Source organism: Serratia marcescens, from assembly GCF_029846115.1.
GTDB lineage: Bacteria > Pseudomonadota > Gammaproteobacteria > Enterobacterales > Enterobacteriaceae > Serratia > Serratia marcescens_L.
In genome coordinates this window covers 3382550-3397164 of the sequence record NZ_JARVZZ010000001.1, presented here as the reverse complement: position 1 = coordinate 3397164, position 14615 = coordinate 3382550, and the positions used below count along the sequence as shown (strand labels likewise).

General features: G+C 59.5%; 14 protein-coding genes. 6 read left to right on the top strand and 8 right to left on the bottom strand.

The genetic code is table 11. The features are described from left to right. Positions 1-3: 3 nt before the first annotated feature. From pqqC to pqqF, 4 genes are read left to right on the top strand one after another with little or no spacing between them, the layout of a single operon-like run. Positions 4-759: a pyrroloquinoline-quinone synthase PqqC gene (pqqC, locus tag QDT79_RS16090; RefSeq protein ID WP_048321566.1), complete on the top strand. Its 756-nt coding sequence runs from the start codon at positions 4-6 to the stop codon at positions 757-759. Next, entirely contained in the window at positions 759-1037 is a 279-nt protein-coding gene (pqqD, locus tag QDT79_RS16085) for a pyrroloquinoline quinone biosynthesis peptide chaperone PqqD (protein WP_016927749.1), read from the top strand. The genes pqqC and pqqD overlap by 1 nt, the downstream gene beginning before the upstream one ends. Next, positions 1030-2166, top strand: a complete 1137-nt coding sequence (pqqE, locus tag QDT79_RS16080; protein ID WP_107226179.1) for a pyrroloquinoline quinone biosynthesis protein PqqE — start codon at positions 1030-1032, stop codon at positions 2164-2166. The genes pqqD and pqqE overlap by 8 nt, the downstream gene beginning before the upstream one ends. A gap of 2 nt (positions 2167-2168) precedes the next feature. Further along, positions 2169-4493 carry a pyrroloquinoline quinone biosynthesis protein PqqF gene (gene pqqF / locus QDT79_RS16075; RefSeq protein ID WP_308316738.1) on the top strand — a complete coding sequence of 775 codons (2325 nt, stop codon included), beginning with the start codon at positions 2169-2171 and terminating at the stop codon, positions 4491-4493. On the opposite strand, the gene QDT79_RS16070 is transcribed toward pqqF, so the two are convergent. The 6 genes from QDT79_RS16070 to QDT79_RS16045 form a co-directional block, all read right to left on the bottom strand. Next, the gene (locus QDT79_RS16070) at positions 4490-5875 is read right to left on the bottom strand and encodes a purine-cytosine permease family protein (protein ID WP_130018292.1); all 1386 of its coding nucleotides are present in this window, start codon (positions 5873-5875) and stop codon (positions 4490-4492) included. The two genes, pqqF and QDT79_RS16070, sit on opposite strands and share 4 nt — an antisense overlap. A gap of 161 nt (positions 5876-6036) precedes the next feature. After that, on the bottom strand, positions 6037-7503 hold the full coding sequence (locus QDT79_RS16065; RefSeq protein ID WP_308316737.1) for an aldehyde dehydrogenase: 1467 nt from the start codon (positions 7501-7503) through the stop codon (positions 6037-6039). A gap of 11 nt (positions 7504-7514) precedes the next feature. Beyond that, positions 7515-8552: an LLM class flavin-dependent oxidoreductase gene (locus QDT79_RS16060; protein WP_149559323.1), complete on the bottom strand. Its 1038-nt coding sequence runs from the start codon at positions 8550-8552 to the stop codon at positions 7515-7517. A gap of 19 nt (positions 8553-8571) precedes the next feature. After that, the gene (locus QDT79_RS16055; protein ID WP_063989853.1) at positions 8572-9501 is read right to left on the bottom strand and encodes a flavin reductase family protein; all 930 of its coding nucleotides are present in this window, start codon (positions 9499-9501) and stop codon (positions 8572-8574) included. After that, complete coding sequence (locus QDT79_RS16050; protein ID WP_063989852.1) at positions 9488-10318, bottom strand: alpha/beta fold hydrolase; 831 nt, start codon at positions 10316-10318, stop codon at positions 9488-9490. The genes QDT79_RS16055 and QDT79_RS16050 overlap by 14 nt, the downstream gene beginning before the upstream one ends. Then, positions 10290-10892: an amino acid synthesis family protein gene (locus QDT79_RS16045; protein WP_149559324.1), complete on the bottom strand. Its 603-nt coding sequence runs from the start codon at positions 10890-10892 to the stop codon at positions 10290-10292. The genes QDT79_RS16050 and QDT79_RS16045 overlap by 29 nt, the downstream gene beginning before the upstream one ends. Positions 10893-11231: 339 nt before the next feature. Between QDT79_RS16045 and QDT79_RS16040 the strand changes: the two genes are divergently transcribed. Next, positions 11232-12026 (top strand): GntR family transcriptional regulator, encoded by a 795-nt coding sequence (locus tag QDT79_RS16040; RefSeq protein ID WP_233221847.1) that lies wholly within the window; start codon positions 11232-11234, stop codon positions 12024-12026. 1 nt (position 12027) lies between these two features. Beyond that, complete coding sequence (locus QDT79_RS16035; protein ID WP_063989849.1) at positions 12028-12324, top strand: DUF1330 domain-containing protein; 297 nt, start codon at positions 12028-12030, stop codon at positions 12322-12324. A 73-nt stretch (positions 12325-12397) separates the two neighbouring features. On the opposite strand, the gene QDT79_RS16030 is transcribed toward QDT79_RS16035, so the two are convergent. Both QDT79_RS16030 and QDT79_RS16025 read right to left on the bottom strand, forming a co-directional pair. Next, a complete protein-coding gene (locus tag QDT79_RS16030; RefSeq protein WP_063989848.1) occupies positions 12398-12712 on the bottom strand; it encodes an AprI/Inh family metalloprotease inhibitor in 315 nt (104 codons plus the stop codon). Positions 12713-12810: 98 nt separating this feature from the next. Then, positions 12811-14250 (bottom strand): serralysin family metalloprotease, encoded by a 1440-nt coding sequence (locus QDT79_RS16025; RefSeq protein ID WP_107226173.1) that lies wholly within the window; start codon positions 14248-14250, stop codon positions 12811-12813. Between the last annotated feature and the right edge of the window lie 365 nt (positions 14251-14615).

Below are 14615 nucleotides of genomic sequence, written 5' to 3'. Positions count from 1 at the left end.
GCCATGACGCAACCACTGCCCCTGACTCCGCCGGCATTTGAAGCGGCGCTGCGCGCCAAAGGCGCTTATTACCATATTCACCACCCGTACCACATCGCGATGCACAACGGCGAAGCGACCCGTGAGCAGATCCAGGGCTGGGTGGCCAATCGTTTCTACTATCAGACCAGCATTCCGATTAAGGATGCGGCGATCATGGCTAACTGCCCACAGCCGGAAACCCGCCGCAAATGGGTGCAGCGCATCCTGGATCACGATGGCTACGGCGGCAGCGAAGGCGGCATCGAAGCCTGGTTGCGCCTGGGCGAAGCCGTCGGGCTGCAGCGCGACACCCTGCTCTCTGAAGCGTTGGTGCTGCCGGGCGTGCGCTTTGCGGTGGACGCCTACGTCAATTTCGCGCGCCGCGCCTGTTGGCAGGAAGCGGCCTGCAGCTCGCTGACCGAACTGTTCGCGCCGCAAATCCACCAGTCGCGCCTCGACAGCTGGCCGCAGCACTATCCGTGGATCGACGCCGCCGGCTACGACTATTTCCGCAGCCGCCTCGGCCAGGCCAACCGCGATGTGGAACACGGCCTGGCGCTGGCGCTGGACTATTGCGACACCGTTGAAAAGCAGCAGCGCATGCTGGAGATCCTGCAGTTCAAGCTGGATATTCTGTGGAGCATGCTGGACGCCATGAGCATGGCCTATACCCTGAACCGCCCGCCTTACCACAGCGTGACCGCCGCGCGGGTATGGCACAACCAGAGGCTGGTGTAATGACGCTGAACCCTGAACACACCCCCGTCTTCCGCCGCGGCTACCGCCTGCAATGGGAGCAAGTGCAAAACAGCCACGTGATCCTCTACCCGGAAGGTATGGCCAAGCTGAACGACAGCGCCGCCGCCATCTTGCAGCTGGTCGACGGCCACACCACGCTGAACGGCATCATCGCGCAGCTGAACGCCCGCTTTCCCGGCGCCGAGGGGTTGGCGGATGACGTGCTGGAATTTTTCCAGCGCGCCTACGAACAAAAATGGGTGACCTTCCGTGACTGATGCACGCGCGCCGGCGGTGAACCCGCCGCTCTGGCTGCTGGCGGAGCTGACCTACCGCTGCCCGCTGCAGTGCCCCTATTGCTCCAACCCGCTCGATTTTGCCGCGCAGGAAAAAGAGCTGACCACCGCGCAGTGGATCGAGGTGTTTCGCCAGGCGCGGGCGATGGGCAGCGTGCAGCTCGGGTTTTCCGGCGGCGAGCCGTTGGTGCGTAAAGACCTGCCCGAGCTGATCGCCGCCGCGCGCGATCTCGGCTTTTACACCAACCTGATCACTTCCGGCATCGGCCTGACCGAGAAGAAGCTGCAGACCTTCGCCGACGCCGGGCTGGACCATATCCAGATCAGTTTTCAGGCCAGCGACGAAACGCTGAACGCCGCGCTGGCGGGATCCGCCAAGGCGTTTCAGCAGAAGCTGGCCATGGCCAAGGCGGTCAAGGCGCTCGGCTATCCGATGGTGCTCAACTTCGTGCTGCATCGCCATAATATCGACCAGATCGACCGCATCATCGAACTGGCGATCCAGCTGGACGCCGACGACGTCGAGCTGGCGACCTGCCAGTTCTACGGTTGGGCGCACCTCAACCGTGAGGGCCTGCTGCCGACCCGCGAGCAGATCGCCGACGCGGAAGCGGTGGTGAAACGCTACCGCGAACGCATGGCCGCCGACGGCAAGCTGGCCAACCTGCTGTTCGTCACGCCGGATTACTACGAGGAGCGCCCCAAAGGCTGCATGGGCGGCTGGGGAGCGATCTTCATGAGCGTGACGCCGGAAGGCATGGCGTTACCCTGTCACAGCGCCCGTCAATTGCCGATCGCCTTCCCGTCGGTACTGGAGCACGATCTGCCGCATATTTGGTACCACTCGTTCGGCTTTAACCGTTATCGCGGCTATGACTGGATGCCGGAGCCCTGCCGTTCCTGCTCGGAGAAAGAGCAAGACTACGGCGGCTGCCGTTGTCAGGCGTTCATGCTGACCGGCAACGCCGACAACGCCGACCCGGTATGCGGCAAATCGCCGCACCACGGCACCATTCTGGCGGCGCGGGAAGCGGCGAACCGTTCGCAGATCGGTATCGATCAGCTGCGTTTTCGCAATCAAACCAACTCTCGTCTGATTTTCAAGGGTTGACGATGACGCTCACCGCCGCCTCGTGGCAGCTCGACAACGGTTTGGCCGTCAAGGCGATAAGCGATCCTGCCGTCGCCGCCGCCGCCGCGCTGGTGCGCATTGAGGCAGGCAGTTTTCAGGCGCCCGTCGCCTGGCCAGGCCTGGCGCACCTGCTGGAGCATATGTTGTTTCGCGGCAGTGCGAACTTCAGCGCGCAAGATGGCCTTATGGGCTGGGTACCGTCGGTGGGTGGCCGACTGAACGCCACCACCCAGGCTACGCAAACCGCGTTTTTCTTCGAGGTGAGCGCCGATCATTTGGCGCAGGGGCTGGCGCGCCTGAGCGATTTGCTCGCCGCCCCACAGCTGGCGGCCGAAGCGATCGCACAGGAGGTTGAGGTCATCGACGCCGAATACCGCCTGCTGCGCGCCGAGGTTGAAACCCGCTGCGAAGCCGCACAGCGGCAGATGTTTGGCGGCCTTGACGCAATGCATCGCTTTCATATCGGCAGCCGCGCCGCTTTCGGCAACGACATTTTCGCCTTGCATCAGGCGCTGCGGCAGTTTCACCAGCGCTATTTTCGCGCGCCTAATATGACGCTGTGGCTGCAAGGCCCGCAGTCGTTGGCGCAGCTGCATGCGCTGGCACAGCGTTGCGGCAGCCGCTTGCCATCGGGCAACGCCGCCCCGCACGAAGCCTCACCGCCGCTGACCGCTGCGAAAGATTACACTCTGTCTCTTCCCGGCACGCCGCAGCTGAGGCTGGTGTTTGCCCTGCCGCGCTCCCATTCGCGCGGTTGGCTGCGGCGGCTGGAGCGCCTGCTGCTGGACGAAGCCCCCGGCGGATTGCTGGCCCGGCTGCGCGCTCAGGCGTGGTGCGACGCCGTTCGTCTCGATTATTCGCGCTGCAGTGAGAACAACGCGCTGCTGAGTTTTATCTTTACCGTCAATCACGGTTCCGCCGCTGAAGCTGCCCACATCGAAAGCGCGCTGCTGGCGTGGTTGCAGGCGCTGCAGATGCTGACACCGGCTCAACTTGCGCATTACGAGCGGCTGGCAAATCGCGATTTCCACCGTTTGGCGCCGCTCGATCAGCTGCGCGCCAGAGCGTTTGGGTTACCGCCGGTGGAGCCGAACGACGATTGGCCACGGCATATTGCGGCGCTGATTAGCGCGCCGCGCCGTCGCCTGGCCGTGCGGCCCGATGGCAGCGGCGAACCCCGTGAAATTCAAGGGTTGCCGCTGGCGCTTAGCCCCTTCGCCGGCGCCGCGCTGACGTCTACAGTGGAACCTTTCCGCTTTTTCTCCTTCTCGGCGGCGCTGCCGAGCCCGACATTGCCTGCCGGCCTGGCGCCGCTGCGGCATCTGCTCCCCGACGAGGCGCAGCCGGTGCTGCTACTGCGGCCGACGCCGTCCAGCCCCTTCAGCGATGAACAGGCCTACGGCTTACAGGCGGCGCTGCGCCCCGGGGCGGCAGATCTGGCGCATCGGGAGGGGCATTTAAGCTTCGAACGCCACCAGGGCGTGTGGCTGCTGCAGCTGGCGGGCAGCCACGCGCTGCTTTGCCACGGGCTGAGCGTCGTAAACCGGGCGCTGGCGGTGTTGCCGCCGGCTATCCTCAACGAGGCGGCAAGAAACCTGCGCCATACGCAGCTGAAAGAACAAAACGATATCGCCATTCGCCGCCTGTTAGCCCAATTGCCGGCGGCGCTCAGCACGCCAACATCAGCAGCGGCACAATGGCATGCCACCTTGATCGGCGGCGATGGCGAGTTAAAACAGTCGCTGTCGCACCTGCTGTACGACTTCCCCTATTCCGTAGCCGCGCAGCCGCCGCGGCCGGCACATCAGCATCATCGCCCCGTCACGCTGACGGAAAGTGGCACCGAACACGCCTTGCTGCAGTTTTACCCGCTGCCGAACGACGAAGCCGAAGGCCGTTGGGCGCTGCGCGTGCTGGCCCAGCTTTACGCGCCGCGCTATTTTCAGCGGTTGCGCGTGGATCGCAACGTTGGCTACGTGGTCCAATGCGCCTTCCATCGCTGCGCCGATGCCGAAGGCCTGCTGTTCGCCCTGCAATCCCCGACGTTCAACGTTGAACAGCTGCAGCAGTTAACCGACGAATTCTTACTGCAGATGCGTCATGAACTGACGCACGTGGGCGCAAGCGAGCTGGCGCAAACGCAGCAGGCGCTGCGGCAAAGTTTGCAGCGCCTCAGCACCGAATCGTTGCAGCGTGCCCGAGAAATTGCCTTGGAAGATCGCGTGGCCATTGCTGACGCTGCGCCAGTCACGCTGACCCAACTGTCGCACTGGCAGCAGCGGCTTTTCCAGGGCGATGACATTTAAAGCTGCACTGCCCAGTTAGCCCGTCGTGAACAACACAATGGATAGGCGATACCGGTCAGTACCATGCTGATCACCCAGGAAATGTCTGCGCCCGGGATCAGATTGGCGTAAGGGCCGGAGAAGAACGCGTTCTCGACGAAAGGCACCTGCACCGCAATACCGCCGAAATAAACGCCGAGCGCGCGGGTGTTGAGCAGACCATAGCGCCCGCCGTCGGCGCTGAAAATGGCCGAGATGTCATAGCGTTGGCGGTTAAGCAGGTAAAAATCGATCAGGTTGATCATGCACCACGGGATCAGCACCGAGATCAAGGCAAAGATCAGGTTCAGGAACAGATGAACGAAGTTGGCCGAGGCAACCAGCGCCACCCACACCGAGCCCAGCAAAATCACTGCGGAGAACAGCGTACGTATGCGCGCATTAGGCATCCACTGCGGTAAGAAGGTCTGTGCGGCGGTAATCAACGAGAGCACCGCACCGTACAAATTCATCGAGTTATGGCAGATGATGTTGATCAGAAACAGCACCATCAGCACCGGACCCAACCCTCCCGTCGCCTGGCGCACTGCCTCCATGACATCGTCGCTGCCGGCGACCAGATTGACCGCCACCATGCCGAACACGAAGGCTAAAATGGTACCGCTGCAGGCGCCGAAGTAGGTATACAGGAAGGGTTTGGCAATGCCGACTTCCGCCGGCAGGTAACGCGAATAGTCTGACGTGTAGGGCGAGAAGCTGATTTGCCAGACGGCGCCGATGCAGAATGTGGCGAACCAACCGGCAATGCTGAACGATCCCCGCTGCCAAAAATCCGCCGGCAGCGGTTGAGAAAACATCAATACCAATCCGAGAATCAGCGCGCTGCCCATCACCCAGGCGCCGACTTTATTGATCTTGTGGATGAAACGGTAGCCCACCACCCCGATCAACGTCGCCAGCACCGCGCCAATCACCGTCGCAACACCTATGTTCAATGACGGAATAACGTTATGGATGACCTTGCCCGAAAGCGTGATGTTAGAAATAAAGAACCCCAGATAGATCACCGTGGCGAACACGATCACCAACAACGAACCATAGCGGCCGAACTGCGCCCGGCTTTGCACCATTTGCGGTATCCCGACCTGCGGCCCCTGGGCCGAGGTCAGCGCCAGAAAAATGCCGCCGAACAGGTGGCCGGCGATAATCGCACTCAGCGCCGAGAGAATATCGAGATGAAACGTCTGCGTGGAGATGGCCCCGGTCACGACCGCCAGCGGCGCAATGTTGGTGCAAAACCACAGGGTGAACAGGCTGCGGGCATGGCCGTGGCGCTCCCCGGCGGGAACAAAATCGATCGACTTGTCTTCAATAAACGCGGTCTGCTCTGGCTGAGAATTCATATATCCCCCGGTTAACCTGGATTCTTATTTTTTGCAGCCTGTAGGGTGCGAATACGCCGAAAAAAGCGTGCGTTTGCCCCGGCGACATTGCGGTCGCCTGTATCAACGCGATAAAAACAGGGCTGCCGGCGCGATCCGAGATCGCGCCTGATTGCGCTGAGTCAGCGCATGACGAAGGGATCGTCTATCGGATCGTCACTGGTACGCAGCCACACCGTCTTGCTGGTGGTGTACTCCAGCGCGGCGTCAATCCCGCCCTCGCGGCCAAATCCCGACTTGCCGTAACCGCCGAACGGCGCCAGCGGCGATACCGCTCGATAAGTATTCAGCCACACCACGCCCACCCGCAGGCGACGGGTCACCCGATGCGCGCGCGTCAGGTTCTGCGTGAAAATGCCGGCCGCCAGGCCATAGGCGGAATCATTGGCAAGCTGAATCGCCTCCGCTTCATCCCTGAAGGTCAACACCGACAATACCGGGCCGAACAGCTCTTGCTTCACGCACTCGGCGCCGGGTTGCACGCTGCAGTCGACGATCGTCGGCGGGTAGTAAAAGCCCGGTGAATCGATCGCCGCGTGGCCAATCACCAGTTTCGCCCCCTGCTCCAACGAGCGGCTGACGATAGCGGCGATCCGTTCTTGCTGCTGCCGGGTGCAAAGCGGCCCGAATTGGGTGTCTTGGCGATCCGGCGGCCCGATGCGGATACTGCGCACCTTCTCCGTCAGCCGGGCCAAAAACGCGTCTTTGATGCTTTCCGCCACCAGCAGGCGCGAACCGGCGACGCAGCTCTGGCCCGACGCGGCGAAAATGGCCGCCACCTGCGCATTCGCCGCGCTCGCCAGATCCGCGTCGTCGAAGACGATAAACGGCGATTTCCCGCCCAACTCCAGCGAAGTACTGGCGAGGTTTTCCGCACTGCCGCGGACGATGTGCTTCGCGGTTTCCGCGCCGCCGGTAAAGGCGATGTGGTCTACCTGCGGATGCGCCGTCAGCACCGCGCCGCAGTCGGTGGCAAAGCCGGTGATCACATTGCATACGCCGCGTGGAAAACCGGCCTCGTCTATCAGTCTGGCGAACGCCAGCAGCGGCGCAGGCGCGGTTTCCGCTGCCTTGACCACCAGCGTGCAGCCGGCGGCGATCGCCGGGCCGATTTTCACCGCCGCAAGAAACAGCTGGCTGTTCCAGGGAACGATCGCTGCCACCACCCCGATCGGTTCGCGTCGCACCCAGGTTTCCATGTCGGGTTTGTCGATCGCCAGCACGCTGCCTTCCATCTTGTCGGCCAGGCCGGCGTAGTACCGGTAGTATTCCGCCACATAGGCGATCTGCGCCTGGGTTTCACGGATGATCTTGCCGGTATCCAGCGTCTCCAGCCGCGCCAGCTCGGGGGCATGCTGCTCCAGCAAGTCGGCCAGCCGCAACAACAGCTTGCCGCGCGCGCCGGCGGTCATGTCGCGCCATTCGGCCCCCTGAAATGCCCGGCGCGCCGCCGCAACGGCACGATCCACATCCTGGGCGCGGGCTTCCGCCACTTGCGCCCAGGGTTCGCCGGTCGCCGGATTGAGCGAGGCGAAGGTCGCCGAGCCGGCGTCAAACCGGCCGTCGATGTAGAGTTTGAACGATTCCATCAGCGCCTCCGTCAGTGAAATTCCGGCATCACGCAGCGAATAAACCGCTCCAGAGAGGCCTTTTTACGCGCAAAACTCATGCCGCTGTCGATCCACAACGCAAACTCGTCATAACCCAGCGCCTCATATTTTTTCAGCCGCGTAATGACCTCATTGGCGGTACCGATAGCCAGGTTATTGCGCATCATGTCGGCGGAGTAATAAGGATTGGCGGCGATCTCTTCATCGCTCAGCGGCTGAATCAGCCCTTGCCGCACCGGCCGCTGGTTCTTGAACCAAGCGCCGAAGTAGTGGTAGAAACGGTTGAGCTCTTCCGCCGCCAGGCGGGCGTCCGCCTCGTCTTCCGCCACGTAGCCATGCTGCAACAGCATGATCTTCAGCGGCTGCTCGGCGGCGAAGCGTGCACGCGCCTCGTTGAAACAGGTCACCAGCCGCACGATCTCCTCTTCCCCCTGATGCAGCGGCGTAACCTGAACGTTGCAGCCGTTTTGCACCGCAAATTCGTGGCTGTTAGGATCGCGCGCCGCCACCCAAATCGGCGGATGCGGCTGCTGTTTCGGCAGCGGCGAGGAGGTGGTCGCCGGGAACGACCAGTATTCCCCCTGATGGGCATAGTCTCCCTGCCAGAGTTTTTTCACCGCCGGGATCAGCTCGCGCATGCGCTGCCCGGCATCCCAGGCGGTCAAACCGGGCATCAGCCGTTCGTATTCATAGGAATAGGCGCCACGCGCGATCCCCAGCTCCAGCCTGCCGCCGGTGATGATGTCGGTCATCGCCGCTTCGCCCGCCAGACGGATCGGGTGATTGAACGGCGCAATGATGGTGCCGGTGCCGAGCCGCACCCTGGAGGTGCGCCGGGCAATATCCGCCAGATTGATAAACGGATTCGGCGCGATGGTGAAATTCATGCCGTGGTGCTCACCGGTCCAGATGGCGTGCATGCCGCCGCGATCGGCGATTTCACACAGTTCGATCATCTCCTGGTAGAGCTTTTCCTGCGGTTCGTCGGGTAACGTTCGTTCCATATGCACGAATAAAGACAGTTTCATCACACTCTCCCGTTCAGCCTCAACCGGCGAATTGCTTGATGGCACCGCTGTGCTCATCGCCATAATAGATACCGTAATTGCCCACGGCGTTTTCTTTGACGAACCGGCCCAGCATCGACCGCAGCGCCGGATCCTTGATCGGCAACCGCGCCAGCGTCGGCATGTCGAACCATTCCGCCGTGCTCAGCTGCGGCGTCAGGCTGCCGGCGTCGGTCGGCAGCGCGCACAGAAAAACGATGTGCTGTTGGTGTTTCTGCCGGTCGTCATAAACGGAATAGACGAAACCCGGATGGGCGTTGATGCCCAACTGCTGCAGTAAATCCCCCAACGTTTCGCTGACGCTGCGTTTCTCCACCGCGCTGGACGGCAGCTGATAGCCGCCGTCGCTTTGCCGCACCATCACGGCGTGCCCTTCAAACTCGATCAGCGCGCTCACTACCACCTGCGGCCCGCCAATCAGCGACTGCGCGTTTTGATAAGGTGTGAAATACGCGCCGCGGTAATACCCCAGACCGGCGGTGGCGTTGGACGCGAACCCTTCGACCTGGCCGATCAGAATGGCATGGTCGCCGGCGTCCACCACCTGATGCAGCGAGCAGTCGAACCATGCGGAACTGTTATCGATCAGCGGCACCCGTGATGCACTCCAGCGCCAATCGATCAGCGCAAAGCGGTCTTCGTTTTTTTGCGCAAAAATGGTTGAAGCCTCTTTTTGCTGTTCCGCCAGAATATTGATGGCGAAATGGCTGCACTGGGTAAAATGCGCCAGGTTCGCCGAACGTTTATCGATGCTCACCAACAGCAGCGCCGGATCCAGCGACACCGATGAAAACGAATTGGCGGTAAAGCCAATCGGCCGCCCCTGCGTGTCCACCGAGGTCACAATGGTGACGCCGGTCATAAAGGCGCCGAAAGCGTCGCGCAACTGCCTGCGTTTATCCGCGTCCATTTGCCGCTCCTAATAAAGTCAAAGGTTGCTCTGCGGTCAGAAAATCGAGCATCAGCGCGTTGACGCGTTGCGCATCAGTCAGACTGACCATGTGTTTGGCGTTCTCAATGATCACCGCGCGCCCGTTCGGTGCGGCCTGCGCCATTTGCCGTGCCATCTCCGGGCTGGAATTGGCGTCGTGCTCGCCGGTCAATACCAACACCGGGCAGCGGATAAGGTGCCAACGCTGGGCATACACCCGATCGCCGGTAGCAAACGCCTGATACGCGCGGGCGTAGCCCGTAACGTCCACCTGTTGCAACCAGCCGCCCACCTGCCGGCGCAGACGCTGTTCGGCGGGATCGGCGCCAAACCATCGGCTCAGCGGCGAGTCGAGCTGCGTCTGGCCGCTGGCCAACGCGCTGGCGCGTTGCGCGACCGCGGCGCTGGCCTTTGCTGAGCGCTGAAACACGCCGCTCATCACCACCGCGCGGTTGACCCGCTCCGGATAATCGATTGCCAAACCGGCGGTGATCAGTGCCCCCATCGAGTGCCCCGCCACCGCAACGCTCGGCGTATCCAGGGTGTTTAAGAAGGCCGCCAGCCAGCGCACGTAATCCTCCAGCGTCGCGGCGTGGGCGAAGCCTTCGCTTTCGCCGTGGCCCGGCATATCGACGGCGATGACCCGAAAGCGCGCGCTAAGCGCATCGAGCTGGGGATACCAGGCCTCCGCGTTCATGCCTACGCCGTGGATCAACACCAACGGCTCGCCACGTCCGGCCTCCAGATACCCTACCCGCAGAGCGGGTTCAGACAGCTGCCGGATTGTTCTGATCATGGCCCAGCTCTTTCAGATCCAAATAACGGTTGCCGATACGGTGATGCGGCCGCCCCCCCAGCGCCGCGCCCAGTACGATGACGATTTCGTCGTCGAAAGGCGCGTCGTTGATGTTGAACTGGAATGTCAGGTAGTGCTCGCGGCTGCCTTCGTCGTTTTTCCCCATCATGGGGATCAGGATCGGCGCGTTGGCCGGCCCGCGGGTATTGTTGAACGCCAGATAGCTCTTGCCGTTGACCGCCGAGCGGTAGTGGTTGCCGAAATGCAGCGTGTGGATCAGCGCCGAAGCGTGTTCCAACTCGCCGCCCAGCCCCACCACCGCGCTTTTGCCGAAGGCTTCCACCCGCTCGCCGGAGCCAGCCTCTTTGAGGATCAAACCGGTCAGCAGCTCACCCAGCACCGGCGCCATTTCTCGAATCTTTGGCGCCAGATCCTCAACAAAGCCCTGCCCGGCCCAGGGGTTTTTAATTACCGCAGCCGCGGCGATCATCACCAGCGGTTTGGCCGCCGACTTGCCACCGTCGGCGTAGAGGGTTTCTGTCAAAACCAGGGTCTTGCGGATGTCTTGATGCATAAGGGACCTCGAAAAGTAAATCAAATGTTAATCAGATGTCGCGAGTCGAGGGTATAGCATCGGGCAGATTGGTATGTCAAAGTTTGGTATACCATAATACGGTATTCTTATTTTTATCTGGGATGGTAAAGAGGAATTGAAAATAATTGTTATTAATCAATATATTAAAAAACAAGCAAGGGCTTTGGTCGGGGGGTAAAACGCCGGCTACGACCGCCTCCGCTCAGCGGCCGGTGCCCGTGCCAAACCCGTTGAGCCAGCGGGTATCAGCAACGAAAAGCGGTTTTTTTAGGCTATCTTTCGATTTTGTGAGCTGCTGCAACATTCGCCGTTTTGGCGATGCGGCGCGAAATCGGCCGCCGTTGCTTTGCGGGTTGGAAAGATGTTAATAGTACCGGGCAAACGGAAATACGCGTCGTTATCCGGATTAATGATGATCCACAAAAAATAGAGACAATTATGGTTCAGGCGTCATTGAAGATTGAGAATGCACCGGTCACCTTGCGCGAATTGGCATTGGCGAAAATTAGGCAGGCGATTATCTCAGGGTATTTTCAGGCCGGCGATCGTTTAGTGGAACGCAGCCTGTGTGAGGAGCTGGGCGTCAGCCGCAGCGTGGTGCGCGAGGTGATCCGTTATCTCGAAGCGGAGGGGCTCATTGAAACGCTCGGCAAGAAAGGGCCGATTGTCGCTATTCTGACCTGGGATATTGCCGAGCAGATTTATACCATTCGTCTGCTGCTTGAACAGGATGCCGCTCACGACTGCGCCTTGAAAGCCGGGCCGGAAGATAAAAAGAAACTGCATGAAAAATTAATTGCGATTAACCAGGCTTCGGCCGGGCAGGATGATATTCAGCGCGTTGAAGCGTCGCAGGCCTTTTATGAAACCATATTCCAGGTGGCTCATCACGCCATCGCCTGGGAAATCGTTCAACGGCTGAATAGCCGCATCAGCCGCCTGCGCGCCCTGACCCTGAAAACCCCGGAGCGTCAGCTGGCCGGTTTCGAGCGTATGACGCGGATCTATCACGCCATCGAACAAAACAATCCGGCGCAGGCCAGGCAAGAAGTCATCGATCACCTGACCGAGGCCGCCGCGCTGGCCAAGCGCATTCTACAACAGGAGTCCTGAGATGCCCGCTTACTGGATTGCCCATGTCACCGTGAAAGATCCGCAGCAATATCAGCATTACATGGATTTGGCGCCCCAGGCGTTTCGCCAGTTCAACGCCCGTTTTCTCGCCCGCGGCGAACAGGCGCAAACGCTGGAAGGCCCGGCGTTTGTGAAACATGTGCTGATCGAGTTCGACGACTACGCCACCGCGTTAGCCTGCTACCATTCGCCGGCCTATCAGTTGGCGAAACAACAGCGGCGCCACGTGGCGGAAGCCATGATTGCCATCGTCGACGGCTTGCCGACCGCCCCATAAAAGCCCCCACCGTTACGGCGGAGGCTGGGTGGCGTGAGGTGGAATAACCGCCGGGTCAGGCCGGCGTTTTCCGCTAGTTATTTCTCTTCAGGATCTTTCCCGTCTCGGCCCAGATTTGACTGCGGTAATGATCGTCTTCCTGAGAGAAGAAAAGTACGGTCAGCCCTTCCTTGTCTAACAATGCAATGCCATCGGGTGCAGGACGCCACGCCACTGGCTCTTGCGGCAAGACGTCGGGCGTGCAATCAGACAAAAATTTCAGGCTATAGCCGCCGACCGATTCCACACTCTCCGTGTTGAGCTGTACAACACAGGACTTTGATTTATCGCTGACCGTCCACTGCCCGGAGAGCGTTTCGGCGGAAGGTAAAACCAGACTGCTTGCCATAGAGGCTCCTGAAAACAAGAAAATTATTCCGACAAGAATAGATTTACACATAGCTGGCCCATGCAAAACGGTGGGCATCATCGCCCACCGTTGCCGTTTTACACGATAAAGTCAACAGCGACGTCAGCCTGCCCGACGATGTGCACCAGGAAGTCTGGATTTGCACCGCCATGGAGGTTTAAGGCCAGTTCGCTCAGATTGCTTTGGGTATCATAGGATACCAGTGCCTCACCGGCCTGCCCGCTGAAATGATCGACAAACTGAATAAAATCATTGCCTTTATCGCCTTGGTTGAAGAAGGACAGATCGATCTTGTCCTTGCCTGACTCAAAGTCCCAAATTGTATCAGGAGCCTGAACAGGCGAGTCATTCAGGTCAGAGAAGACAAAAATGTCGTTACCTTGCCCTCCCCACAATTGATCCTGGCCCGCTCCACCGTAAATAACGTCGTTGCCGGCGCCGCCTTTGAGCGTATTGTCTGCGTGATTTCCAACAATGACGTCATTACCTGCCCCCCCTATCGCGTTTTCGATGGTGACGCCGGCAGCGATGGAAACATTCCCTTTTAATCCACCGACGTCGGAGAAAGCGCCCTCGTTCAAATTGATACGTTGATTTTGGCTATACCCCGAGAAATCGAGGGTATCATTGCCACCTGCATCCCAAACAGACATCACCAGCTTGTCGTGGCTGTCCTTGAGCGTATAGAAGTCTCGGCCTGTATTTGAATTAAACCCGTAAACGGTGTCGCCGGTTCGGGTGGTCATGTTGGCGCCGTAAAGATGCTGGATGGCCGCGATATCATCAACCAGCGGTGCAGCGGCATAGTAATGGCCATGATCCGCGTTGGTAATGGATTCATTCCAGTAACTCATTACGCTAAACTGCCGGGTATCTTCGGCGTAAACTGCCTTGGTATAATTTGGGCTGCCTTGCCCCGCATTATAAGTGCCCGGGTGATCTAACCCGAGAGTATGGCCAACTTCATGGGTAATGGTTAAGCGGCCGTAATTACCTAGCTCAGGATGCAAATTTTCGGAGTGATTCTTAATGTTGTACCAACTTTGCCCATCAGAATTGTATCCTCTGTAATCATTGCCATTATATGAGTACGGTTTCAAAGCATACGCTTGTCCCGTCCCCTCATAATTCCCAAAGGTAATATTGGAGGGTTGACCTGAAGCCACTTCGACAAATTTGATGTTGGCAACATCGGCCCAGGATTGTAAAGACAGCTTCGCCTGTTCTTGTTGCTGTTGCGTGAACGCACTCAGCCCCGTATCGCGCTCCGGGGAGCGGTGGCCCAGGTTCAGTTCGTTATAATCCCAATCCGGGAAGGAATAGGTCACCGTTGCCTCTTTTCCCGTGACGTGAACGCCATTCCAGGTTTTATCGCCGCGCGCTATCTGCAACCCCGCCTCATTTATGTCATAAGACGGTTTGTTATTTATCGTCAGGCCATTCCCGCGCTCATGGTAGTGAATAAGATCGTTAACACTGTCCCAACCCGTTTCGTTTCCATTCATGGTATTACCCATAACTTTCTCCACAAAGTAGCTAGCATTAATATGACATCCGAAATGTCTCTTAGGGATAATCAAAATCCTGAGAATAGCGATAACCCGATATGCCCCACTCTTTTTCCTATCCCTTTACACCCAGAGAGTAAATTTACTTTTAACTACCCGAGCCTCCTTACCCATGATTGAGAACTGATGCAACTGCATGAGATCGCGATATGTCCGTACAAAATGCGTGAAAGTAACAGGCCGCATTGATCCGGCAAGGGTGTGATTCCAGTGTCTGCGCGTTGAGGCTACGTTGAGATGCCGCTCAAGAGGTCTAATGACAACGGCCGTTCGGTGCGTTGTCTCGTTGCCAGAGACCACATCAGGCAGGGTCT